Here is a 23,617-nt window from a genome sequence, read left to right on the forward strand (position 1 = left end):
AGAAGTGTCGCACAGCGGAGGCACTTCTTCCGCCTACCTTTTTCATTTCCAGTATCTGGTGGCAGACTTTGCAGCAACAGCACTCTTATAATCCTATATAGTGTTGGATATTTGTTAGTATAATTTTGATTATTGCTTTAAATATTTTCACTAGGTTTAGAATCACATCCCTCCACTTGTATCCACCCAAACCATAATCCGCTAGGTACATGAAGTTAAAATCACTCACGCTTGCGTTGCTTTGCAGCGGTGTCGGACTGCTGACCACCTCCTGCGAGAAGGAAAACGAGGTAGCTGCCGTGCAGCCGCAAAGCCGCCAGTCGGCGGCCGTAACCAGCAGTCAGACGGTCGGCGAAGGCCGGTTCAAGCTCGATAAAGCCAAGCTGCTGGCCTCGGGGGCCAATTGCTCTTACGATGCCTTCAGCAAAACGCTGGCCGCTAACGGCGCCAATGCCGTAGTGCCCAGCGTCTGCGGCCCTACCCCCTTCAACACCGCTATTAACCCCTATGCTAACGCCTTTGGGGCGCTGGAATGGGAGTGGTACGATTTGCTGATAACCATCAATCAGCTCTATACCTACCTCGATGCCAGCAAGCAAACCTTCGGGGCCGATGGCAGCCAGACCAACTTCGCCGCCAAGCACAAGCGCGACCTGGAGTCGTTCTGGAGCATGCCCAACCAGATTACCCTGGTAGGCCAGCACACCAGCACCCTGCAGAACCGCGACGCTATTGCGGCCGTGTACGTGAACTTCGCCGGCCTCTCGGCGGCCGATGCCTACGCTAACGCCGACTTCATTATTGTCAACGTAATTCAGCCCAGCGCTGCTTTCAAAACCTCGCCGCTGTTGTCGTTTGATGGCTTTGCGACCACCGACAAGCTGATTGTAATTGGCGACGGTATTGTAAAGGTAATGACCGATGCCGGGGTTGATGAAGGCGTGACCTTCGCCGGTATTCTGGCCCACGAGTGGGGCCACCAGGTGCAGTTTAATAACTACACCGCCTGGTACGGCCCCCGGGCAGATACTCCCGAGCAGACCCGCAAAACCGAGCTGGAAGCCGACTTCTTCTCCAGCTACTACCTCACTCACAAGCGCGGAGCCACCTACAACTGGAAACGCGCCGCCGAGTTCTTCGAGCTGTTCTATAACATCGGCGACTGCAGCTTCACCAGCAGCGGCCACCACGGCACGCCCAACCAGCGCCTGGCCGCCTCGCGCCTGGGCTGGATTATCGCGCAGGAAACCAAGCCCATGGGTCATATCCTGAGCGCCAATGATGCCCACAGCATCTTCATGGCGGCCTTGACCAGCGTCATCGAAAACAAGATTGATAGCTCTGCCGCCCTGGCCAGCCTGAAAACGCCCCAGCAGAAAGCCGTATTCGGCAACGTGCTCAAATACGAAAAAGAGCTGAAAGGCATTGCCAATGGCAGCCTGAATCAGACGGCCATCGAGAACCTGTAGGCGGTAGTTTTGCTACCCCTGCTAAACAAAACGACCCGCCTTAGCGGGTCGTTTTGTTTGGTGGCTGCCTTGGGCAACCAGTATCGATCTTGACTATTTGGCGTCGTCGCCGTCTTCGTTGCGGCCGCGGCTGGTGCGCTCATTGGCCGAGGTAGCACTGCCCGAGCCGCCTTCGTCGCCGGCTTCGGCATCCAGGTTCAGCTCGTAGCCGCCCACGCCGTAGCTGGGCTTGCCCGACGATTGACCTACCGGGCTACCGGCTTGCCGGCCCTGGGCGGCGCGTTCCGCGAAGTTGTCGTTTTCGGTTACGTTATCGTTAGAGGCGTTGGTTGCCATAGTAGTAAAGGTTAGGTACGTGAACAGATGCTGTCTTATACGGCACCAGCCTCGGGCAAGTCGATTTTTGCCTTAAAAACTCCCCGGCCGAGGGCGGCTTACGGTACGTACTGCTCCGTCAGGCTGGTGATAGTGCCCTGTTTGGTTTCTACGATAAAGGGAGCGTATCGAAACACATCCGTACCCTGGTTTAGCACTTCGGAGGGGGTAGGGTTGTACTGGCGAAGCTCTCCGGTTTTATTCCAGAAGGTCAGCACGGCCTGGTCGCTGAGGCGGAACGTGCGCTGGCGCGGGCTGTCGTTCACGATGTAATAGTCGTTGAAGACGGAATAAGTCGTGTCGCCGTTTTGGATGTCCACCACGGCGTCGCCCTTGCGCTGGGCTGCCGCCACGGCATCGGCCCCGTTCAGAAATTGGATGTAGTCGACAGTGACATAATACTTACCCTTCTCTTGGTAGAAGCGCCGGATGTAGCCGTGGTTGCGGGCCGTATTGCCCACCGTTTCCGTCGTCGATTGCTCGCCCTTTACGGCGGCGGGCACATTGTCGCGAGATTCGGCTACGGAGGTTTCCTGCTCGGAGCGGCAGGCTGCCACCAAGGTTAAGAGCAACGCAAGGGGTAGGAGGGAGGAGGGGCGGTTCATGCGCAGGTGTACGCGGGAGGGCAGGAGGCGGTTTGGGCTGAAAGCAGCGGCGAAATATCTCGTAATTGTAAATACTATTTTTGCCCACGACTTGATACCGCTTTTCCATGGCCCCTATCACGCAGCTTTCCCAACTCGACCTCTCCCGCCGCTACACCTATGCCGACTACCTAAGCTGGCAGCTCACGGAGTGGGTAGAACTGATTCGGGGCCGGGTGCGCCTGATGAGTCCCGCGCCTAAGCGGCAGCACCAAGATATTACTCTAAACATTGAGTTTTCTATTATGCAGTTTCTGCGAGGCAAAAGCTGCAAGATGTATCATGCTCCCTTCGATGTGCGCTTGGCCCGTGCTACCCCCAACGTCGACGCTAGCGTTGAAACCGTGGTGCAGCCCGATATCTGCGACCCGCAGAAGCTGGACGAGCGCGGCTGCTTCGGCGCCCCGGACTGGATTATCGAAATCCTCTCGCCTGGCAACGTTTCTCGCGACACCAAGGAGAAGTTTGATCTCTACGAGGAGGTAGGCGTGCGTGAATACTGGATAGTAACTCCCGAGCAGAAAAATGTGGTTGTGTACCTGCTCAGCGACGAGGGGCGCTACGAACTGCGCGGTGAGTTTTACACCCCCGGCCTGATTCCGGTGGCTACCCTGCCCGAGCTGCAGATAGCGTGGGCTGAGGTATTTGAAGGGGTGTGAGTAAAGCTACGTATTACATCCCTCTCTCCTTAAGAAGGTCTATGCGGTTTCTCCAATCTCTTTTCTCGATTGATCGAACGTTTGTGGTGTCCTTCAACTGCATTAGATAAGCTAAAAGCAGGAGTAATTCACTGTCATGTGGTTGCCCTGTGTATTCTTCAGGGTAAATGGCATTGCCATAATTTCTTTTGGATTTGGCCGGCGTATCATCAACGATCAACACCTTATTCAAATCGTAACCATAGCGCCGTACTTTCTTAAGTACTTTCAAGTAATCATAGTGACTATGATAGTTCGCATGTCCAGACTCTTCGAAAGCTAGGTTATTGAAGCAATAAGTGCAACGGCTGCGGCCCCAAACAAATTCGAGCGGTATAGATGCTGGAACGATACGTTTAGCTACCTCAACCACGTAATCGTCGGATGCCGACGACCAGATTGCTAGCTTGAAATATTGACTGCAACTAGTTAGGAACTCCTTCAAATAAGGCCGTTGATAGATGTAATAGCCGAATAACATAAAATCAGCTGGTCGGCCTAACTCCGTGCTTGATGCATGGATTAATGTTTCATCTAAATCTAGTATGAGAAGCAAGCTGTCTTTATCGCTCATGTATATACGCCACAGTTGTGTTAACTTCTAATTCAACCGCAACTAGATAGCTCGTACCTTTGCGGCTTCAAAGCCCCCGCAAAGTAGGATGATTTCCATTACTGACCTCGACTTTCATTTCGGCTCGCGTACGCTCTACGACAAGGCCAACCTGCATATCAAGCCCAAGGATAAGATTGGCCTCATCGGGCTGAACGGTCGGGGCAAATCCACGCTGCTGCGCATTCTGGTGGGTGAGTACAAGCCCGATGGCGGCAGCATCTCCATGAGCAAGGACGTGAGCCTGGGCTTCCTGAACCAGGATTTACTGAGCTACGACTCGCACGAGTCCATCCTGGTGGTAGCCATGCAGGCATTTGCCGAGGCCCTGGAGATTCAGAAGAAGATTGACGAGGTGCTGCTGGAGTTCGAAACCAACTACACCGACGACCTGGTAGAAAAGCTGGCGGCCCTGCAGGAGCGTTTCGAGGCCCTGGGCGGCTACACCATGCAAGCCCGCGCCGAAGAAATCTTGGAAGGTCTGGGCTTCACTACCGAGGAGCTGCAACGCCCCCTGAAGCTGTTCTCGGGTGGCTGGCGCATGCGCGTGATGCTCGCGAAAATCCTGCTTCAGCAGCCTTCCCTGCTCCTCCTCGACGAACCCACCAACCACCTGGACTTGCCTTCCATTAAGTGGATTGAAAATTATCTGGCTGGCTACGAAGGTGCCGTGATTATCGTATCGCACGACCGGGAGTTCCTGGACCGCACCACCAACACCACCGTGGAAGTAACGGGCGGCAAGCTGGTGCCCTACGCCGGCAACTACTCGTTCTACCTCGAAGAAAAGGAGGAGCGCAACGCCATCCAGAAAGGCGCTTTCGAAAACCAGCAGGCCCAGATCCGGCAGGCTGAGCGCTTTATTGAGCGTTTCAAGGCCAAGGCTTCGAAGGCCAAGCAGGCCCAGAGCCGCGTGAAGATGCTGGATAAGCTGGAGCGTATCGACGACGTAGCTGCCGATGATGCTCGCGTAAACATCAAGTTCAACTTCACCGTTACGCCCGGCCGCCACATCCTGCGCATGGAGCATGTAGGCAAGAAATACGGCGAAAAGCTCATCTTCCGCGACACCCACGTCCACATTGAGCGCGGCGACAAAATTGCGCTGATTGGGGCTAACGGTAAGGGTAAATCTACCCTGATGCGCCTGGTAGCTGGTTCGGAGGCTCCTACTAGTGGTAATCACCAACTGGGGCACAACGTGATTATGTCGTTCTACGCTCAGCACCAGCTGGAAAGTCTGCGCATTGAAAACGAGATTTTGCAGGAAATGGTAGAGGCCGGCTCGAAGCGCTCAGAAATGGAGCTGCGCTCGGTACTGGGCTCCTTCCTGTTCACCGGCGACGATGTGTACAAGAAAATCAAGGTGCTGAGTGGCGGTGAGAAAAGCCGGGTAGCTCTGGCCAAAACCCTGATTTCGGAAGCCAACTTCCTGCTCCTCGACGAACCGACCAACCACTTGGACATGCAGTCGGTGAACATCCTGATTCAGGCGCTGGAGCAGTACCAGGGCACTTACATCGTGATTAGCCACGACCGTTTCTTCGTGGAGAATGTGGCCAACAAGATCTGGTACATCGAGGACTACCAACTGAAAGAGTACCCCGGCACTTACAACGAGTACGAGCAGTGGCAGGAAGACCGCGAAAAGGCGGCCAAGAAAGCCGGCCTACCCTCGCCCTCGGCCCCCAGGCCCCTGCCAAAGGAGGAGAAGAAGGTAGAAGCCGCGCCCGCCAAAACGCCCTCACCCGACCAGAAAAAAGCCCTGAAAGAGCTGGCTGAGGTAGAAAAGAAGATTGACGAGCGGGAAAAGGAGCTGGCCCAATACGAAGCCCAGCTGGCCGACCCGCAGATCTATCAGAACGCCGCCCAGCTGAAAGACGCCACTCACAAATTCGAGCAGGTGAAAAAAGAGCTGGCCCAGCTCAACGACCGTTGGGAAATGCTGGCGGAAATGTAATTGCCCAATAGTGAGTAGTAGAAAGCCCCACCCGAAGCACTTTGCTTCGGGTGGGGCTTTTTTCTTGCTGCTTATATATCAGGAGTAGGGCTTCCTAGGGAGAAATGAAGTTAATAGATGGCTGCTGGCGCATCATTCAAAGACTTAATAAAGGCAATAATAGCCTGCTGCTCAGTGTTGGTTAAGTCGAGCTTGTCCTCGGCCAGGGTTTGGGTAGGCACGGAAAGGCCCATGCCGGCACCGCCGCCCCGGTTGTAGAAATCCAGCACCTCTTCCAGGGTTTGGTATAAGCCATTGTGCATGTAAGGAGGGGTGAGGGCCGCGTTGCGCACGGTGGGCGTTTTGAAGGCGTGTTGCTGGTGGGCCACGCCGTAGAGCAGAAACTTGCCGGGGTCCGTGTCCAGCTTCAGAGCCGCGGCATCGGTGGTGGCGGGCACACCCAGTACTTCACTCTCCGTTTTGTCGTAGAGGGGCGGCACGGTTCCGTTAAATAAAGGCAGGTAGTGGCAGGTACCACACTGCGCCTTGCCCATAAACAGGTTGAAGCCCAAAATTTCCTGGTTGCCGAGCACCGTAGTATCGCCGCGCAGGAACTGGTCGAAGCGGCTGTTGAGGCCCACCAGGGAGCGGACGTAGGCCGCCACGGCGCGGCGGATGTTACGCTCCGTAACGGGCTGCTTTTCGGTGGCAAAGGCTTGGGCGAACAGACGGGGGTAGGCAGCTTTGCGGCGCAGCAGGGCCGGGGCTTCGCTGAGCTGTCCGCCCATTTCGGCCTTGTTCGATACCACGGCGTGCACCTGGTCTTCCAGGAAATGCACCCGGCTGTCGTAGAACTGGTCGGGCTGCAGGGCGGCGTTGAGCAGGGTAGGGGTATTGCGTTCCAGTTCGGCAGAGGCCAGCAGGGAGCGGTTCACGCGCAGCCCATCGGTATAGGCCTGGCCCGGTTGGTGGCAGCTGGCGCAGGAGCGTCCCGCTTTGCCCGACAGCAACGGCTCCTGAAACAGGGCCTCGCCCAGGGCCAGCACGGCGGGGGTAGCCGGGGCGGCGTCCGCGGGAGCGAAGAAGCCAGGGTCAAACGCATCGGCCACGAAAAAGCTGGCCGCCGTGGGCCGCACAGCGCGGCGCGTGGTTGTAAAAGGAATGCCCTGCTCTGCCTGGGCCTGACGCAGACCAGCGAGGGCAGGGTTAAAGTAGCGGGTAAAAAACCGGGCTCGATCAAAGGAGTTGAAGTCCTGGCCGGGGCGGGCTACGGCGGCGGCACAGCGTTTCAGCTGTTGGGTTAGGGTAGCAGGAGCGTTGCTCAGCGCCAACACCTCCCGGCTCGACTCCAGAGTGGCCGCCGCCTCAGGCAGAGAAGCATGGGCGGCGGGCGAGTCGAAGCCCGAAAGGCCTTTGGCCGCCAGGCGGTACAGGTTCAGGCGTAGAGCGTCATAAACCTCCTCGGCCGGGAAAACCAGCACGGGCGCCTGCTGCTCTAGGTAGCGCATCTGGTAGAGCAGGTTGTCGATTTCCTGGTGCACCAAGTCACGGTTGCCGGGCGTGTCGGGGGTAGCAAACAAGTAGTCTTCCAGCACCTGAAAGCCAGTGGGCGGAATTACCTCGCCCGGCTCGCCGGGTTCGGTTTCGGGTAGTGCCGCCCCGTTGATGCGCTGGGCCGCATGGGGGTAGTAGTACTCGACGGCAAACTCCAGGCATTTGTACTCCTGGCGGCAGGCCGCGAACTGCTGGCGCAGGCTGGTGGTATCGGCGGTGTGGGCAGTTTCCTGAAAGCGTTGCAGGCGCGTGTGCAGCTGCTGCAGGTGGCGGGTGTAGTAGCCCTTTACCTTCTCGGCGGGCGACTGGTAAAGCACCGCGAAGGAGAACAGCAGCCCCGCCAGACCCAGCAGCAGGGAGCGAACCAGGCCGCTGCCTGGTAGTAGTGAGCGGGTGTGCATCAGAAGTGAAATTTAACTCCAGGCAGGCGGGCTTCGGCCGCGCGGCGGGCTTGCGGGCTAAAGGTGTTGTTGCGCACGATGACGGTTTTCAGCTTTTTCAGCTTTCCCAGGCTTTTGGGCAAGGCCGTCAGCTGGTTATCGTTGGCAATGAGCATTTCCAGGTTCTGCAGCTTGCCCAGGCTTTTGGGGAGTTGCTTTAGCTGATTTCCCGAGAGAATCAGCACCTTCAGCTGCGCACAGTTGCCCAGGCTCTCCGGCAGCTGCTCCAGCTGGTTGTTTGCCAGGTTTAGCTCTTCCACCTTAGTCATTTTTTCAAGATGGGCAGGAAGACTCTGCAGCTTGTTATCGTTCAGATACACGTAGCGCAGGCTATGTAGGCTGCCAATGGAGGCGGGTAGAAACAGCAGCTGGTTGTGCGAAACATCTACATACTCTAGCTGCGTCAGGCGCCCTACCTGCTCGGGCAGGGAAGTAAAGTTGTTGTAAGCTCCCATCAGGTAGCGCAGGCTGTCGAGGGTGCCAATGCTGGGAGGCAGCTCCGTGAGCATGTTTTGCTCAATCTGCAGCTGCCGCAGTCGGTGCAGGCTGCCAATGGCCGGCGGTAAATCCAGTAAGCCGTTCTTATTGATGAATAGGACCCGCAGACTATCCAGCTGCGTGAGGGTGCTGGGCAGGTGGCGCAGGTGGTTTTCGTGGGCAAACAACAGCCGCAGCCGCCGCAATTGCTCTATGTTTTGGGGTAGTAATTCCAGGTTCTGGCCCCGCAGGTTTAGCTCGGTAACGCAGGCAGGCTGGCTGAGAGCAGCAGACAAGGAATGAGAAACTTTGGTGGTGCACTGCGCCAAACAAGTGTTGCCCTGCAAAGCCTGCAGGGCAACAACTAGTAAGGTTGAAAGAAAAAGTAGGCTGTACCTCACTGCTTAATGAAATGACGAGTAGTGAGGGTGGTAGCCGTTTTGATAACCAGGCTGTAGTGGCCGCCCTGTAGCTGGCTTACCGTCAGCTTCAGCATGTTCTGGCCCTGGTTTAGGGTAGCCGTCTGTTCCAGTACACGGGTGCCCACAGAGTTATACACCGTTAGCGTAGCCGCTTCCCGCAGCCGGTGCGACAGGGCAATAGTCAGCTCGTCGTTGCTCACGGGGTTCGGATACACATCGGCCTTAATGAGCTCAGATTTGGCGGTGCTTAAGGCCGTGGCAGTACCTAGCGTGCCTTTGCGCCCTATAACCAAGGCAGTGGATTTGTTAAAGACTACCGATTGGCCCGCCGCATCCAGGGTAGCAAGCGTATTCTTCTCATCCGGGCTCTGCATTGAAACGAAAATGAACCGTTCATCGGGCGAGAAGGTCATGCCTGTCGGCTCACAGCCAGCAGGGGTTACGGCAAACAGCTCCACGGCTGGGCTTGCCTGCGTGTGGCAGGGCTTGATCAACCAGATGTGGTTGCGGCCGCCGTCCTGCAATACATACAGGTTGCCTTTGGAATCAAAGGTGAGGTTATCGTTGCCGGTGCCCCAGCGCTCTGAGATAGTGCCAGTACCGTAGTTGATGGTGTAAGCCTGGTCGGTTACCGTAGGCGAGTTGCCAGCAAAGATTTCAAAGTTGCTGATAGTAGTGCCGGTGGCGCCTGAATCAGTGAAGCGGTAGGTAGTGCCGGGGCCTTTGGCCGTGAAATATACTTGGCCGGTAAGCGGGCTGATTTCAATGTCTTCAACGCCATTGAAGCTGGTAGCACCTAATGCTCTGGCGGCCGTAGTGGTGTTGTTACACTCCGTAGGAGTAGAGTTTGGTACCTGAATCCAGGTGCCCGTAGTGGCTGTGCCAATAGCCCCACTTAATTGAAGAGCATACAGCTTGCCCTTGCCTAGCTTACCCGCAGCATCAGCCACATACTTATACACGAAGCTGTTAGCAGAACCGTCATCTGCGCCTTCGTACACCGTGCGCAGGTCAGGAGCCACAACGATGTTCTCGTGCTTCAGGCGGCCCATCATCCACAGCTTATCAGGCTTGCTGTCACCGTCCTGGTCTTTTACGGCATGCGTAGCAGGGTCAATTTCTATGTTCCAGCCGGAGTCCAGGTACCCGTCGTTGTTGGTGTCCACGGGGTTAGTAGGTCCCAGATTTTCCTCGCAGGTCACAATCGTGCTCCAGGGGGTGACGGTGCCCGAGCAGTTGTTAATGGTACCAAGTACGGGGGCAAAATTTACCGGATGCTTGGCCGTTACGTTCCACAGCTTGGAGGTAGCATTAAAGTTCAGGCTGAGCATGCTTACCCCCGAAGTTGTGCCGGAGCCCTCATGGTTAATAGAGAGGTAGCCATTGGTGCTGCTGCCGCTTATAGGGGCGTACCCGGTAAAGTCGAAAGCTTCCAGCATGTTGCCATCGGCGGCGTTGGTGTAGGCATTACCCCCCTGCGCCAGCATCTGAAATGTGTGCGTGGACGGGATGCGCAGGTCCTGGGGCTGGGTGGAGGGCTGCACCGACGTAAACCGGCTGATGTGGTCCTCGGGCAGGGTAGGGCAGGCCGTTTGGGCCAGCCCCGCGGTGCTGCCGCCAAGCAGAGCGGCGGCCAGAAAGGTAGAGGTAGATTTCATGCGTAGGGCTTGGTTTGGAATGCGCCGCAAGTACGAAACCCACTGTTTCGCGTGGTTTAAGTGCCGGTTAAGGCTTTATAAACTCGTGGTTACCGAGGTGTTACGTCCTGGCCCTCCGCACTCCGGCTGGTCCGGGCCTGGCGGTCCGGCGGCCAGCGCCCAGGCTGCTGGTGGCTAGCGCCCGGCCGGGTTGCCACCGGCGCAGCGGCGGCGGGCCCGCGCCGGAAGTGCGCCGTATCGCCTACATTCGCTTTTATGCGCTACCCCCTTTTTTCCGCTGTACTGCTGCTGGCGGCCACCGCCTGTGTGCCGCTGGGCACGCCCATCACCGACCCTAACGCCGCCCGCCGGCCCGCCACCCCCGGCCAGCAAGCCCCCGAGTACTACGCCAACAAAACCCTGCGCTACGAGGACGCCGTGTACGACCCCAACGTGCGCACGGTGCAGTGCTACGTGCCCACCGGGCAGGCAAACGAGGTGTTTAATCCGCCGGTGGTGCCGCTGTCCCAGGGGCAGCCTGCGGTGCTGGAGTTTGACGTGCTGGGCGGTACCGGGCAGCGCCTCACGGCCAAGCTGGTGCACTGCGACCTGAATTGGCAGCCCTCCGTGCTGACGGATCTGCAGTTTCTGTCGGAAATCAATGAGCAAACTATCACCGACTACCGGGCCTCGGTGAGTACCAGGGTGCCCTACTACCACTACCGCCTCCGGATGCCGCGCGTCAAGCTTTCGGGCAACTACCTGTGGGTAGTGCAGGGGCCGGGCGGTACGCCCCTGCTGAGCCGGCGGGTGCTGGTGTTCGAGGAGGGCGGCGTGCAGGTGTACCTGCGCCAGGGTATTCCGGTAGCTGGGCAGGAGCGCTACACCCTGCAGCAGCTCGATTTCGGTATCCGCTACAATATGCAGCTGGTAAACCCGGCCCAGGAGGTAAAGGTGGTACTGCGCCAGAACTACCGCTGGGACAATGCCAAGTACAACCTGCGCCCCACCTTCGTGCGCGACGCCGAGCGCCAGCTGGATTATCAGTACTTCAACTTCGAGAATGCCTTCCCGGCCCTGAGCGAGTTCCGGTTTGTTGATTTGCGCACGTTCCGCTCCCTGGGTGTGGGCGTGGCCCGCATTGATGCCGAGGCTACCCCCCGCGCCGCCCTGCTACTGCCCGAAGCTACCCGCAACGGCCAAGCCTACTCCCAGTACGACGACATCAACGGGCAGCGTGTAATTGAGAGCCGCGAGTATGGCAACGGTGCTACCAACGCCGACTACCTCGACGTGACCTTTCAGCTCCGGGCCGAGCAGCCGGCACCCGGCCCCGTGTATGTGCTGGGCGCGCTTTCCGACTGGCAGTTCAAAGATGAGTTTAAGCTGACCTACGATGCCGCGGCCCGGCAGTACATCGGCCACGCCCTGCTCAAGCAAGGCTACTACAACTACCTCTACGCCGTGCAAACGCCCCAGGGTCCCAACAGCGTGTACTGGGAAGGCAGCCACCAGGAAACCGAAAACCGCTACGATCTGCTGGTGTACTACCGCCCGCCCGGCACCCGCACCGATCTGCTCGTTGGCTACCAGACGGTGAACGTAAATGGCCGTCAGCCCTAAACTCATCTTCTTCCTGAATGCAACAGCGGCGCCCTGGTACCAGGGCGCCGCTGTTGTAGTATGCTAATGCTAACGGGTCAAGCCGTAGCGGTGCTACGGATGGTTCTGGTGTACTACCGCTTCGTGGCCGGTACCGTTCTGGGCCACTGTGCTGCTCTGGCCCGAAAGGCCCTGGTACGTGCGGGCCTCGTTCAGAATGCCGGCCTGCTGCTGGCTGGCCACGCTGTTGAAGCTGTCCTGCTCGATGAGGGCCTGGTTGCCGCCACCCGAAACGCCCAGGCCCTGGGCCTGGTAAGCCCGGTTGCCGGAGCCGGTTTGTTCCACGGCCGCCAGGTTGCCCGAGCCGTCGCTCTGGCTTTGCTCGGCCACGTTGCGGTTGCCAATCTGCAGGGCTGAGGCCACGTTATCCCCAAACGACTGCGTCTGGATCAGCCGGTTGTCGTTGCCGATCTGCACCCCGGTAGCCGTTTGGCTGATGCCGCGCTGGCTCTGGTAGGAGTAGTTGCGGTTGCCCGTCGAGGAAAGCGTTGCCGTGCTCCCCGGCCCTTCCTGGTGCTGCTCGGCGGTGTTGGCGCTTCCCACCTGGTTAATGGAGGCCTGCAGCGCCCGGCCCCGCTGATCCTGCAGGGCCTCGTTGCGGCTGCCAATCTGGATAACGGATGCCGCGCCCTGGCCTACCTGGGTTTGCGTGCTCTGGTTTTCATTGCCGAGCTGTACGGCCGCCACGCTGCCGCCGCTCCAGAAATTCTCGGTCTGCGATTGGGTAACAGCGTTGCGAATACCCGTTTGGGTAGCCGTGGCCGTGTAGTCGCGGCCACTTTGGGTTTGCTGCAGCGTGTTACGGTTGCCAGCCTGCGTGCCCGTAGCCGTGTTGCCTGCCCCGCTTTGCAGCACGGCAATGGTATTGCGGCTGCCGCGCTGCGTATCGGTGGCGGCGTTGTCGTTGCCTACTTGCTGTACCGTGGTCAGGTTGTTTTGGGCGTAAGCGCTGCTGCCTGCTAAAGCCAGCGTAAGGCAAAGCGCCATTTGAGTAGCCTTTTTCATACTAAAAGAGGGAATAAGGAGTGAAGGTGAATGACGGGGTATAATTAGTTAATTAATATTAATTATTAAAATAATTTTATAAAGTGAATTGAGTTACTATGGATTTTCGTCTAGTCGATTCCTACGTGATGTGGTGAGGCCTACTTTCGTTTCAATCGTTGAACGCCAGCTGTTGAGCACCCCACAAGGAGCCGACAATAAGACGCAAGCGTATTTACAACCTCCGCTACACCGTCTGGAAAACCGCTTAGGATGGCTGGCTAGCTGAATCGGCACGGAATTGGTCTGGTGGCTAGCGGTTCTGTAACCTTGCAGCCGTGGAGCTTCGTTGCAGGCGTAGTCCCTCTCCCGGCTCATCACCCTAGCTCTCTCACCATGTACCCTACGTTCACTTCTGTTCTACACACCGGCGCTGCTTTGGCGCTGCTGCTGCCGCTCAGCAGCTCCCAACCAGCCGCTGTATCCCCCGCCGCGCTACCGGTAGCACCTGTGCAGGGCGCCCAGCCCGACCCACAGGTAATTGCCCAGTTCGGCCTACTCGACAATGCCAAGCTGCAAAGCTACATTGATCAGAAAGGCATGCAGATGGGCCGCATTTCCGACCGCCCCGCTGACGTAAAAGGCTTTACCATCGTCGATTCGCCCATCATCAATGCTTTTGCTACCCCCGATGGGCACGTGTACTTTACGCGCGGCATTCTGGCCCACTTCAACAACGAAGCGCAATTCAGCGGAGTGCTGGGCCACGAAATCGGGCACATTACGGCCCGCCACGGCCAGAAGCAGCAAACCCGCTCCACCATTGCCAACGGGGCACTTATTCTGGGGTCCATCCTCTCGAAACGGGTAGCCTCCATTGCCCAGCCGGCCTCGCAGGTGGTGGGCCTGGGCCTGCTTAAGTACGGCCGCGACGACGAAAATGAATCGGATAAGCTGGGGGTGAAATACTCCAGCAAAATCGGGTACGACCCGGCGTCCATGGCCGACTTCTTCCTGACCCTCTCGCGTACCGAGCAAAGCAGCGGGGCCGCCACCGTGCCCACCTTCCTGTCTTCGCACCCCAACTCCGCCGACCGTTACCAGAACGTGAAAAAGCTGGCCCAGCAGGCCGAGCAGCAGGCCGGCCGCCAGCTGGCCGTGAACCGCGACCAGTACCTGCGCCTGATTGAAGGCCTGCCCTACGGCGACAATCCGCGCGAAGGCTACGTGGAAAGCAGCGTGTTTTACCACCCCGATCTGAAGTTTCAGTTCCCGATTCCTCAGGGCTGGAAGTCGCAGAACTCGCCCAGCCAGTTCCAGATGGCCGAGCCCAACGGCAAGGCCGTTATCGTGCTGCTGCCCGCTGGTAGCGGTGCTCTCGATGCGGCCGCGCAAAGCCTCGCTGAGCAGTTGAAGCTGCAGAATGCCCAGGCCCAGAAAACCACCGTCAACGGCTTCCCTGCCATTGCCATTCAGGGCGACCAGGTAGGGCAGGACCAGCAAACCGGCCAGCAGGGCATCACGGCCCGCACGCTCACCTACATCATTCAGGATGGGCAGAGCCTGTACGCCTTCGTGGGCCTGACCTCACCCAACGACTTCAGCACGTATGCTCCGCAGTTTCAGCGCACGGCTCAGGGCTACCGCCGCCTCACCGATGCCGCCAAGCTCAACAAGCAGCCCGAACGCATCCGCATCAAAACCGCTAAAGCTGGCCAGACGCTGGCCCAAGCCCTCACGGCCAACGGCGTGCCCGCCAAGCGCCACGAGGAACTGGCCATCGTAAACGGCATGAAAACCACGGATAAGCTAACGGCCGGTCAGCTGTTTAAGGTGGTAGGGAAGTAGAATGTCAATTGATGTAAAAGACAATTAAAGAACTCCAAACACTACATCAGTTGCCCCGGCTTCCTTATGATGAGTAAGACTTTCAATGACGGCCTCAAGATCTTCCGTCATTTGTCCTGACTTGAAGTAATCTTCCCACATGCTATACTGAAAGGGCTTCGCCTTGTAGGTAACTTCATTAAGCATGTTCGGTTGACTCTGCATCTTTTCGGCAACAGTCTTGACAAGCGTCAGCAGTTCATCTACGTTTTGTTTAACGACAATTTCATCTTCTTCAGATTCTTCCTCCAGGCTATCCAGATAAGTTAGCTTAACTAGAGGATGCAGATCAAGTCCTAAGTAGTTGCCAACACTTATAATCACAGACTCTTCCCCGAATAAATCATAGCTGGCGACGAAGTTGTAGTATGATCTATTTATGAAGACGCCACTGTCTTCATATTCCGAATCAACTGCCCTGAGCACAGTCACGTTGAACCCCATAATCAAGCGTATATAACAAAGCGCCCCGGCCGAACCATTTCGACCGGGGCGCTTAAGTTACGGAGCGGCTGCAGAGAAAGGGCTAGGCTTTCTTCACGAATTCGGTTTTGATAACCAGCATGCTACCCCCGGCCTTGCCTTCAATCTCAGCGGGCGAGTTGGTAAGGCGGATGTTCTTGACCACGGTGCCGCGCTTGAGCGCCTGGGCCATGCCCTTTACTTTCAGGTCTTTGGTAATGGTAACCGAGTCGCCTTCGGTGAGCAGGTTGCCGTTGCTGTCTTTTACGTCCATGATAGGGGTAGGGAAACCGTGAAATCCGATTAATCCGTCTAAATCCGTGATTAAACGTTGAAGCGGAAGTGCATGATGTCGCCGTCCTGCACCACGTAATCTTTGCCTTCCACGGCCATTTTGCCGGCTTCCTTGATCTTTACTTCGGTTTTGTACTCCTGGTAGTCGGCCAGCTTGATAACCTCGGCCCGGATAAAGCCCTTCTCGAAGTCGGAGTGGATAACGCCCGCAGCCTGGGGAGCCTTGTCGCCCTTGTGGATGGTCCAGGCGCGTACTTCCTGCACACCGGCCGTGAAGTAGGTAATCAGGTTCAGCAGGGAGTAGGAAGCGCGGATCAGGCGGTTCAGGCCCGACTCTTTCAGGCCGTACTCAGCCAGGAACATTTCCTTTTCCTCGGGGTCTTCCATCTCCGCAATCTGCGACTCAATGGCGGCCGACACCAGCACCACTTCGGCGCCTTCCTGGGCTACGTGAGCCTGCAGGGCAGCCGTGTGGGCGTTACCATCCTGAATGCTGGCCTCGTCTACGTTGGCCACGTAAATCACGGGCTTGATGGTCAGCAGCTGCAGATCGGCTACGGCCTCCAGCTCCTCGGGGGTAGCCTGCACGGCGCGGGCGTTCTGGCCGGCTTCCAGGGCATCCTTGAAGCGCTGCAGGGCTGCTACCTCTTTCTTAGCCACAGCATCGCCGCTCTTGGCCGAGCGCTCGGACTTGGCCAGCTTCTTGTCAATGCTCTCCAGATCCTTGATCTGCAGCTCCGTATCGATAACGTCCTTGTCGAAGACGGGGTCAACGCCGCCGGCTACGTGCACGATGTTGGGGTCGTCGAAGCAGCGGATAACGTGGATAATGGCGTCCACTTCCCGGATGTTAGCCAGGAACTTATTGCCCAGCCCTTCGCCCTTGGAAGCGCCCTTCACCAGGCCCGCAATGTCCACGAACTCAATGATGGTAGGCAACACGCGCTTGGGGTTTACCAGCTGCTCCAGAATCTGAAGGCGCTCATCGGGCACGGTAATCACGCCCACGTTCGGCTCGATGGTGCAGAAGGGGTAGTTGGCCGACTCGGCCTTGGCGTTGGAAAGAGCGTTAAACAGCGTGGATTTGCCCACGTTCGGCAGGCCGACGATACCGCAGCGGAGACCCATATGACGGTGAAATAGTGAGTTAGTGAGATGGTGAATGGCTCCCGAAGAAGCAATTCATGGCGCAAAGGTACGGGGCTTTTCCAAGGAAAGCACGGCGCGCGGTACAGTACAGGCTGCCGGCAATGCGGTGGCCCGCTATAAGGGGCCCCGGGCAGAGCCGCTATGCGCTAAAGCTCGTGCCGCACAGCAAAACGGCGCGCCGGGCCGAAGCCGGACGCGCCGTAAAATGGAAAGCAAAAATGCTGAGTAGTGTGTGTTTCGCTAGGCTTGCGGGGGCGGGTTAGTAGGTGTCGTCGGCGCGGTTGTAGTTGCCTTCCCGCTCGTCGTAGGCGGGGCGGGGGCGGTCCAGCTCGGCTACCTCTTCGGGGGTCAGCAGCTCTTCGCGTACGTAATCCACGGCATCCTGCAGGGCATCAACAAACTTGAGAAAGTCTTCCTTGTACAGGAAAATCTTGTGCTTCTCGTAGGAGAAAGTATCGTCGTCGCGCAGGCGACGCTTGCTTTCCGTAATGGTCAGATAGTAGTCCTGGCCGCGGGTAGCTTTCACGTCAAAAAAGTACGTGCGCTTGCCGGCTTTAATGCGCTGGGAGTAGATTTCTTCCTGGTCGTGACGGTCTTCCACAGTTCCTTCCGGTAAATTTTTGTTATTCCAAGATGATTGAAGTTCAGCGCAAAATACGTGCTTTCAATCATATATAAAAATTTGAAGGCGGGCTTTTTCCTTTTCCGGGCCCTGAACCGCAAAAACCTTGCAAAGTGTGAAAAAAACGCCGTATGTGCCACTCGTATGCTCAGTGTAAGCGCCTGGTATAAAAGCAAGATGAATATACTGCAGGCTATATATTGACGCGGCGGTGGAGAGACCCGACAAAAGGTAGAGGCCGCGCCTTTACCGTTCAGCCTTTGGCTCGTTGGGGACGCATACCCAGGTAAGTAGCCTACCAGCCAGCTGACTTTGTTAAACCGAACCTCCCGCGCGGGCCTGCTGTTGCGGGCTGCAGCGGGCCCGCGCGGGTTTCCTTGTACCTTAGGGCTACTTTCCGTTGCCTTCCTACCCCTGCAGTTATGGCCCAACCCCTCGACTTAGCCGCTATCCGCTCGTTCGAAAACCTGGAGTTTCTGGCCCGCCAGCTGGTGGAAGGGTTCATCACGGGCCTGCACCAGTCGCCCTACCATGGGTTTTCGGTGGAGTTCTCGGAGCACCGCCTCTATAACCCCGGGGAAAGCACCCGCCACCTCGACTGGAAGGTATTCGCGCGCACCGATAAGCTGTTCGTGAAGCGCTACGAGGAAGAAACCAACCTGCGCTGTCACCTGCTGCTCGATGTAAGCCCCAGCATGTACTACCCCGCGCCTTCCCACGATAAGCTGCGGTTTTCGGTGCTGTGCGCGGCGGCTATTACCACGCTGCTGCAAAAGCAGCGCGACGCGGTAGGCCTGGTTACCTTCTCCGACCAGGTGGAGCTGCAAACGCCCGTGCGCTCCACTAGCAGCCACCGCCACACCCTGCTCCTGACCCTGCAGCAGCTGCTGGAGCGCCCTGCTACCCCCGGCCGGGCCCGCACCGATGTGTCGGGCGTCATTCATACCATAGCCCAGCAAATCCCGAAACGCTCGTTGGTGGTGCTGTTTTCCGACATGCTGGGCCGGGCCCCCGAGGCGCAGGCCGAAACCCTGGCCGCCCTGCAACACCTGCGCCACCAGCATCACGAAGTGCTGCTCTTTCACGTGATGGACCGCGCCACGGAGGCCAACTTCAACTTCCAGGACCGGCCCTACCTCTTCGAGGACCTCGAAACCGGCCAGACGGTGAAGCTGCAGCCCGATCAGGTGCGCGCGCAGTACCAGGCCACTATGCACCGCTACGAGCAGGAACTGGCCCTGCGCTGCGGGCAGTACAAAATTGATTTTGTGCCCGTGGACATCCGGGAGCCGTTCGATAAAGTGCTGCACGCCTACCCTCGTGAAGCGCGGCAAAGCCCGGTAACCAGCTGCTGTAATGATGGAAGTGTGGTACTGCCGGGTGTGCGGCCTGGATTACGATGAGTCGCCGTGGGGGCCGGATGGGCACTCGCCGGATTTCAGCACCTGCGCGTGCTGTGGGGTAGTGTTCGGCTATGATGATTACGCTCCGGATTCTGCCCGCCAGTACCGCGCCCAGTGGCTAGCAGCCGGTGCGGCGTGGTTTTACCCCAATATGAACCCCCCGCACTGGCAACCCGCCGCCCAACTACAGCAGGTGCCCGCCGACTACCAATAGGCTTCTGCGTACTTTTGTGGTATGGATTTCCTCAACCTGCTGTTCTTTGCCCTGCCTGTCTGCCTGCTGTCGGCGGTGATGACCGTTTACATCGCGCACATGTACGGCCGGCGGTTCTGGCCCTGGCTGCTGTTCGGTCTGTTGGTACCCTTTGTTTCTACGTTTATAGCCATTGGCTTGGGTATCTGGGATGCCCGCCGCAACGAGCGTAACGGCAAGCCAGAGGCCTAGGGCCTACCCTGGCGCATTGTCCAGGGACTGCCAGAGGTACTTGCTGGCCAGGGTCCGGTAGGGGCGCCACGGTTCGGCTAGCTCTATCATACGCGTCAGCAGGGCGCGGCCGGTTTCCTGCAGGCCATAGTGGCGGCGCATGGCGTTCTGAATGCCCAGGTCGCCTTCCGGAAATACGTCGGGTTGGTCGAGGGCAAACATCTGCAGCATCTGAGCGGTCCAGCGGCCTACCCCTTTAATCTGGGTGAGGTGCTGGGTAAATTCTTCCGCTGAGAGCTGACTGAGGTGAGCGTGGTCGAGTTGGTCGCGTTGAGCAAAATCGGCAATAGCGCGCAGGTAGCCTGCTTTCTGGCGTGAAATGCCTGCCGCCCGCAGGTCCTCATCGGAAAGGAGCAGCAGGGCCGCCGGCTCGGGGTAGCCTTCAGGCAGAAACAGGGCCTGCACCTTGCGCCAGATGGCCGCTGCCGCCTTCGTGGAAATCTGCTGACTGACAATGGCCCGTAGCAAAGCCAGATACAGGTCTTCGTGGGCAGAAGGCTCAATGGGGCGGCCCTGCCGGATAAGGCGGGCCAGCACCGGATCGGCCTGGGTGAGGTGCCGCAGGGCGGGGTTTAGGGTAGGGAGGGGGGTAGGAGCAGCCATAAGAGAAGGCTAGGTCAGGACAATATCCAGTAGGGAGGTTGGAATCAAAACTTCCCCCAGCAAGTCGCCGGTAAACGACAGCCGCAAGGCGCTCAGGTTACGGCCAAAGCAGGCGCCCGTATCAATGTAGAGGGCATTGGCCGCCGCCTCGAAGGTAGGCGCTCCAGTGGCGGTGGGTGTGTGCCCCACTACCTGCCGCCGGCCCACGTTGCGCAGCGGGCCTCGCCGCCAGAGTACACCATCCATATTTTCCGCGTCCAGGGGGGCTTCCGTGTCAGCAAAGCCCGCGTGGCTAACCAGCACGTAGTCGTTTTCCCAGGTGAAAGGGCGCTGCCTCAGCCAGCTCAGGTGCTGCTGTAGCAGGTCGGGTCGGCCCTGGTACTGCTGCACCGTGGCCCGGCCGCCCCAGCCCAGCCAGGCCGGGTTGGGGCCGGTAGGGCCGAAGTGCTTCAGCATTTCGTGCTCGTGGTTGCCCCGCAGAAACACCGTGCGCCCGGGGTATTGCTGTTCCAGCTCCAGGGCCAGCTGCACGCACTCCGGCCCGAAGCGGCCCCGGTCCACCAGGTCGCCGGTTTGTACCAGCAGCTCTTCCTGCGGGCGCCAGTGCCCCAGCAGCTCCCGAAACGTATGGTAGCAGCCGTGCACATCGCCTATCAGGAAAAGATTGTGGTGTATCATCGTCTAAACATACGCTTCCGCCCCCGCTTCGTCCGGCGCCAGACCGGGGCAGGCGGCAGCAAGCATGGGTTGCGGTTGTTTTTGAAAAACGCGCCGGGGCAGCAGAACAAAGCAGGAACCGAAGGCCCGGAAGTCGGGGCTGTTCAGCCCTGCCTTGTTTAGTACAAGCACGCGTGCTGGCGGCTTACAGGGCCGCCAGCACCGCCTCTACCCGCCCGATCATGGCATCGTCGATGTCGAGGTGGGTCACGAAGCGGATCATCTGGGGGCCGAAGGAAGTTGCCCGAATCCCTTGCTGCTCTAACTGAGCCAGGAACTGCTCAGCGGGGGTATTGTCCTGCAAGCGGAAAATAACCAGGTTGGTTTCCACGGGCAGCACCTCGGCTACGTAGCTCTGGGCGGCCAGAGCCGTGCCCAGCTGCCGGGCGCGGCGGTGGTCGTCGGAGAGGCGCTCTACGTTGTGCTCCAGCGCGTAAAGGCCCGCTGCGGCCAGGTAGCCGGCCTGGCGCATGCCGCCACCCATCACCTTCCGGATGCGCTTGGTTTTCTGGATAAAGGCTTTGCTCCCCAGCAGCACTGAGCCCACCGGTGTGCCCAGACCCTTGCTCAGGCACACCGAAATAGTATCGAAGAGGCGGCCATACTCCTGGGCCGGCTGCCCGGTAGCCACCAGCGCGTTGAAAATGCGGGCCCCATCGAGGTGCAGCGGAATCCGGTGGCGACGGGCAACCTCCGCAATGGCTTCCAGTTCCGGCAGGGCGTAGCAGCTGCCGCCGCCCCGGTTGTGGGTGTTTTCCAGGGAAATCAGGCTGGTGGTGGGGTAGTGCACGTTCACGGGCCGGATGGCGGCCTCTACCTGCGCGGCTGTGAGGCGGCCCCGGTTGCCGGGCAGCAACGCCACCGAGGCTCCCGAGTGGAACGCAATACCGCCCACTTCCCAGAGGTAAATGTGGGAGTTTTGCTCGCAGACTACTTCCGACAGCGGCTCGGTGTGAGCCTTAATGGCAATCTGATTGGTCATGGTGCCGGAGGGGCAGAACAGGCCGGCTTCCAGCCCGAAGCGGGCGGCTGCTTCCTGCTCCAGGGCCCGCACGGTGGGGTCTTCTTCGTACACATCGTCGCCCACGCGGGCCTGAAACATGGCTTCCAGCATGGCGGGGGTAGGGCGCGTTACGGTATCGGAGCGCAGGTCAATTACAGATTCAGTCATGGAGTTAGGAAAGGGAAAAGCGGGAAAGGTTTCCCGGTTTCAAATTTAGTCGTTACTTTTGCCCCTCATTTACTGAAAGACTAAACCGACCCGGAAAAAATGAGCGTTACCCGTCTGAAGCGGAAGCACCGCAAGAACATTGCCCGCGCTAACAACAAGCAGCGCGTTATTAAGCAACTGCTCCTCACCCCCGTTCTGAAGAACGTGGACCTCGACGAGCTGAAAGCCCGCTTCACCAAGACCGAAGCCGCCGCTTAGTCAGCCGCCTTTCGCGTCTGGTGCACCTACCCCGGTGTCGGTGGGTACCAACCAGAATATTCAAAAGCGTCTTTTTCTACGGAAAGAGGCGCTTTTTTAATTAGCTGCGGCTGGTTAGCTGTTGTGGTCAATAGTATTACTTTGGGCCCAGCTCAATTACCTGCAAGTGCTGCACTTTGCCCTCCGCAACCTCAAACCGCAGCAGAGTGCGCACTTTATGGAAGCCGTGGCGGCCAGCCGCGCCGGGGTTGAGGTGGAGCAGGCCCAGCTTATGGTCGGGCATTACTTTCAGGATGTGGGAGTGGCCGCTGATGAACAGGCCCGGGCGCTCCTGCTGCACCAGCGTGCGGCCGGCCGGACTGTAGTGACCGGGGTAACCGCCAATGTGGGTCATCAGCACCCGCAAGCCTTCCACTTCAAAGTTTTGCACCAGCGGCTGGGTACGGCGCACGTCCTGGCCATCAATGTTGCCATACACGCCGCGCAGGGGTGCCACGGTTTCCAGGGTTTCGGCCACCTCGGCCGTGCCGAAGTCGCCGGCATGCCATATTTCGTCGCAGCCGCGCAGGTGGTGCAAAATTCGGTCGTCGAGGTAACTGTGGGTGTCAGAGAGCAAGCCGATTTTCTTCATGCAGATGAGAGATAAAGAATAAAGGTAGTTGGATAAAGGATGAGGGATTACAGATAGTGGAGTAAGGACACTTCCTGTTTCTTGCGCTTCCATCCTCCTCCATTATCCATCTGTCCTTCATCCCTTGTCCATCCATCCATTATCCATCTATCCTTCATCCATTATCCCTCATCCAACTACCCCCTGATACAACACAACCGCAGACATCCCGTATCTTGCCCGACCCCCGGACGCTTTCGTTTCCGGGGAAATATGCTGTGTTTTACAGCACCCCGCCTGAGTCCCCTTTTTGCTCCTCTCCAGATTACCCCGCGATGAACGTTTTCATCAACGATATTCCGCTGATTATCAAGAAAAACAGCGAGAAGATATACAAGCACAAGTACGACCTGATTCTGAATCCGGAGGATGAGTTTATCTCAAAGGATCTGGTGGGCGACGTGCTGGTGCGCGACGTGACGGACGTGTTCGTGGACCGGCTGCTGCGCCTGATGGAAGTGAAAAAGCTGAAGAAGCTGACTTCGCTTACGCTGCTGGCCCGCAAAAAGAAGCGTCTGATTCTGCACCTGAAAGACCAGTTCAAGATTGTAAAAGCGGCCGGCGGGCTGGTAGTGCAGGAAGGTAAAATATTGATGATCTACCGGTTGGGTAAATGGGATTTGCCCAAAGGCAAGCTCAAGAAAGAAGAGGACCCCATGCTGGGCGCCCTGCGGGAAGTAGAGGAAGAGTGCAACATTAAGGTGGAAATAGGGGACAAGCTCCCCAGCACCTGGCACTCTTATGCCTACAACGGCAACAAAATCCTGAAAAAAACGAACTGGTACATCATGCGCTGCCTCGACGACTCGCTCATGAAGCCCCAGGCCGAAGAGTACATTGAGGAAGTGCGCTGGATGACGCCCCAGGAGGCGCTGGGCGTGCTCGATGAGTCTTATGCTAGCATTGCCCTGGTAGTGCGGCACTACCTGAGCGAAACGGCCGGACAGGCGCCCGCCAGCCAGGAATCAGCCAAGTAACTCACC

Annotated in this window: 24 protein-coding genes and 1 pseudogene; 10 read left to right on the forward strand and 15 right to left on the reverse strand. The window is 58.2% G+C overall.

Annotation, left to right across the window (positions count from 1 at the left end; genetic code table 11):
- Positions 1 to 209: 209 nt before the first annotated feature.
- Positions 210 to 1,469, forward strand: a complete 1,260-nt coding sequence (locus FGZ14_RS01735) for a hypothetical protein (RefSeq protein ID WP_139920568.1) — start codon at positions 210 to 212, stop codon at positions 1,467 to 1,469.
- Positions 1,470 to 1,562: 93 nt separating this feature from the next.
- On the opposite strand, the gene FGZ14_RS01740 is transcribed toward FGZ14_RS01735, so the two are convergent.
- Positions 1,563 to 1,805, reverse strand: coding sequence for a hypothetical protein (locus tag FGZ14_RS01740; protein ID WP_139920570.1), 243 nt, complete (start codon positions 1,803 to 1,805; stop codon positions 1,563 to 1,565).
- Between the two features lie 98 nt (positions 1,806 to 1,903).
- Positions 1,904 to 2,449 carry a hypothetical protein gene (locus FGZ14_RS01745; RefSeq protein ID WP_139920571.1) on the reverse strand — a complete coding sequence of 182 codons (546 nt, stop codon included), beginning with the start codon at positions 2,447 to 2,449 and terminating at the stop codon, positions 1,904 to 1,906.
- A 107-nt stretch (positions 2,450 to 2,556) separates the two neighbouring features.
- On the opposite strand from FGZ14_RS01745, the gene FGZ14_RS01750 reads away from it, so the two are divergent.
- Complete coding sequence (locus FGZ14_RS01750) at positions 2,557 to 3,147, forward strand: Uma2 family endonuclease (protein ID WP_139920574.1); 591 nt, start codon at positions 2,557 to 2,559, stop codon at positions 3,145 to 3,147.
- A gap of 13 nt (positions 3,148 to 3,160) precedes the next feature.
- Here FGZ14_RS01750 and FGZ14_RS01755 read toward each other — a convergent pair whose 3' ends face one another.
- Positions 3,161 to 3,760, reverse strand: a complete 600-nt coding sequence (locus FGZ14_RS01755; RefSeq protein ID WP_139920576.1) for an HAD family hydrolase — start codon at positions 3,758 to 3,760, stop codon at positions 3,161 to 3,163.
- Positions 3,761 to 3,848: 88 nt separating this feature from the next.
- Between FGZ14_RS01755 and abc-f the strand changes: the two genes are divergently transcribed.
- Entirely contained in the window at positions 3,849 to 5,759 is a 1,911-nt protein-coding gene (abc-f, locus tag FGZ14_RS01760) for a ribosomal protection-like ABC-F family protein (RefSeq protein WP_139920578.1), read from the forward strand.
- A gap of 110 nt (positions 5,760 to 5,869) precedes the next feature.
- Here abc-f and FGZ14_RS01765 read toward each other — a convergent pair whose 3' ends face one another.
- The 3 genes from FGZ14_RS01765 to FGZ14_RS01775 form a co-directional block, all read right to left on the reverse strand.
- Complete coding sequence (locus FGZ14_RS01765) at positions 5,870 to 7,693, reverse strand: cytochrome c peroxidase (protein WP_139920580.1); 1,824 nt, start codon at positions 7,691 to 7,693, stop codon at positions 5,870 to 5,872.
- Positions 7,693 to 8,505 (reverse strand): leucine-rich repeat domain-containing protein, encoded by an 813-nt coding sequence (locus tag FGZ14_RS01770; RefSeq protein ID WP_139920582.1) that lies wholly within the window; start codon positions 8,503 to 8,505, stop codon positions 7,693 to 7,695. The genes FGZ14_RS01765 and FGZ14_RS01770 overlap by 1 nt, the downstream gene beginning before the upstream one ends.
- A 101-nt stretch (positions 8,506 to 8,606) precedes the next feature.
- Positions 8,607 to 10,289, reverse strand: coding sequence for an alkaline phosphatase PhoX (locus FGZ14_RS01775; protein WP_139920584.1), 1,683 nt, complete (start codon positions 10,287 to 10,289; stop codon positions 8,607 to 8,609).
- Positions 10,290 to 10,544: 255 nt separating this feature from the next.
- On the opposite strand from FGZ14_RS01775, the gene FGZ14_RS01780 reads away from it, so the two are divergent.
- On the forward strand, positions 10,545 to 11,891 hold the full coding sequence (locus tag FGZ14_RS01780) for a DUF5103 domain-containing protein (RefSeq protein WP_139920586.1): 1,347 nt from the start codon (positions 10,545 to 10,547) through the stop codon (positions 11,889 to 11,891).
- A 93-nt stretch (positions 11,892 to 11,984) separates the two neighbouring features.
- On the opposite strand, the gene FGZ14_RS01785 is transcribed toward FGZ14_RS01780, so the two are convergent.
- Complete coding sequence (locus FGZ14_RS01785) at positions 11,985 to 12,935, reverse strand: hypothetical protein (RefSeq protein WP_139920588.1); 951 nt, start codon at positions 12,933 to 12,935, stop codon at positions 11,985 to 11,987.
- A 375-nt stretch (positions 12,936 to 13,310) separates the two neighbouring features.
- On the opposite strand from FGZ14_RS01785, the gene FGZ14_RS01790 reads away from it, so the two are divergent.
- Positions 13,311 to 14,762: a M48 family metalloprotease gene (locus tag FGZ14_RS01790; RefSeq protein WP_139920591.1), complete on the forward strand. Its 1,452-nt coding sequence runs from the start codon at positions 13,311 to 13,313 to the stop codon at positions 14,760 to 14,762.
- A gap of 24 nt (positions 14,763 to 14,786) precedes the next feature.
- On the opposite strand, the gene FGZ14_RS01795 is transcribed toward FGZ14_RS01790, so the two are convergent.
- The 4 genes from FGZ14_RS01795 to FGZ14_RS01810 all read right to left on the reverse strand — a co-directional run bounded on the left by FGZ14_RS01795 (position 14,787) and on the right by FGZ14_RS01810 (position 17,307).
- The gene (locus FGZ14_RS01795; protein ID WP_139920593.1) at positions 14,787 to 15,245 is read right to left on the reverse strand and encodes a hypothetical protein; all 459 of its coding nucleotides are present in this window, start codon (positions 15,243 to 15,245) and stop codon (positions 14,787 to 14,789) included.
- A gap of 82 nt (positions 15,246 to 15,327) precedes the next feature.
- On the reverse strand, positions 15,328 to 15,537 hold the full coding sequence (locus FGZ14_RS01800) for an alkylphosphonate utilization protein (protein WP_139920595.1): 210 nt from the start codon (positions 15,535 to 15,537) through the stop codon (positions 15,328 to 15,330).
- Between the two features lie 50 nt (positions 15,538 to 15,587).
- Entirely contained in the window at positions 15,588 to 16,685 is a 1,098-nt protein-coding gene (ychF, locus tag FGZ14_RS01805; RefSeq protein ID WP_139920597.1) for a redox-regulated ATPase YchF, read from the reverse strand.
- Positions 16,686 to 16,965: 280 nt separating this feature from the next.
- Positions 16,966 to 17,307 carry a DUF3276 family protein gene (locus FGZ14_RS01810; protein ID WP_139920599.1) on the reverse strand — a complete coding sequence of 114 codons (342 nt, stop codon included), beginning with the start codon at positions 17,305 to 17,307 and terminating at the stop codon, positions 16,966 to 16,968.
- Between the two features lie 443 nt (positions 17,308 to 17,750).
- On the opposite strand from FGZ14_RS01810, the pseudogene FGZ14_RS01815 reads away from it, so the two are divergent.
- The 3 genes and pseudogenes from FGZ14_RS01815 (at position 17,751) to FGZ14_RS01825 (ending at position 19,176) form a co-directional block, all read left to right on the forward strand.
- Positions 17,751 to 18,672: pseudogene (locus FGZ14_RS01815) on the forward strand (DUF58 domain-containing protein).
- A 12-nt stretch (positions 18,673 to 18,684) separates the two neighbouring features.
- On the forward strand, positions 18,685 to 18,945 hold the full coding sequence (locus FGZ14_RS01820; RefSeq protein WP_139920603.1) for a hypothetical protein: 261 nt from the start codon (positions 18,685 to 18,687) through the stop codon (positions 18,943 to 18,945).
- A gap of 21 nt (positions 18,946 to 18,966) precedes the next feature.
- Positions 18,967 to 19,176 carry a hypothetical protein gene (locus FGZ14_RS01825; RefSeq protein WP_139920605.1) on the forward strand — a complete coding sequence of 70 codons (210 nt, stop codon included), beginning with the start codon at positions 18,967 to 18,969 and terminating at the stop codon, positions 19,174 to 19,176.
- Positions 19,177 to 19,179: 3 nt separating this feature from the next.
- On the opposite strand, the gene FGZ14_RS01830 is transcribed toward FGZ14_RS01825, so the two are convergent.
- From FGZ14_RS01830 to FGZ14_RS01840, 3 genes are all read right to left on the reverse strand, one after another.
- Positions 19,180 to 19,818: a DNA-3-methyladenine glycosylase gene (locus FGZ14_RS01830; protein WP_139920607.1), complete on the reverse strand. Its 639-nt coding sequence runs from the start codon at positions 19,816 to 19,818 to the stop codon at positions 19,180 to 19,182.
- A gap of 9 nt (positions 19,819 to 19,827) precedes the next feature.
- Complete coding sequence (locus FGZ14_RS01835) at positions 19,828 to 20,496, reverse strand: metallophosphoesterase (protein WP_139920609.1); 669 nt, start codon at positions 20,494 to 20,496, stop codon at positions 19,828 to 19,830.
- Positions 20,497 to 20,680: 184 nt separating this feature from the next.
- Positions 20,681 to 21,706 (reverse strand): low specificity L-threonine aldolase, encoded by a 1,026-nt coding sequence (locus FGZ14_RS01840; RefSeq protein WP_139920611.1) that lies wholly within the window; start codon positions 21,704 to 21,706, stop codon positions 20,681 to 20,683.
- Positions 21,707 to 21,805: 99 nt separating this feature from the next.
- On the opposite strand from FGZ14_RS01840, the gene FGZ14_RS21645 reads away from it, so the two are divergent.
- Entirely contained in the window at positions 21,806 to 21,964 is a 159-nt protein-coding gene (locus FGZ14_RS21645) for a hypothetical protein (RefSeq protein ID WP_180754455.1), read from the forward strand.
- A 136-nt stretch (positions 21,965 to 22,100) separates the two neighbouring features.
- Here FGZ14_RS21645 and FGZ14_RS01845 read toward each other — a convergent pair whose 3' ends face one another.
- The gene (locus FGZ14_RS01845) at positions 22,101 to 22,595 is read right to left on the reverse strand and encodes a metallophosphoesterase (RefSeq protein ID WP_139920613.1); all 495 of its coding nucleotides are present in this window, start codon (positions 22,593 to 22,595) and stop codon (positions 22,101 to 22,103) included.
- 314 nt (positions 22,596 to 22,909) lie between these two features.
- On the opposite strand from FGZ14_RS01845, the gene FGZ14_RS01850 reads away from it, so the two are divergent.
- Positions 22,910 to 23,611, forward strand: a complete 702-nt coding sequence (locus tag FGZ14_RS01850) for an NUDIX hydrolase (protein ID WP_139920615.1) — start codon at positions 22,910 to 22,912, stop codon at positions 23,609 to 23,611.
- Positions 23,612 to 23,617: the final 6 nt, after the last annotated feature.

The organism is Hymenobacter sp. DG01, from assembly GCF_006352025.1.
Lineage (GTDB): Bacteria > Bacteroidota > Bacteroidia > Cytophagales > Hymenobacteraceae > Hymenobacter.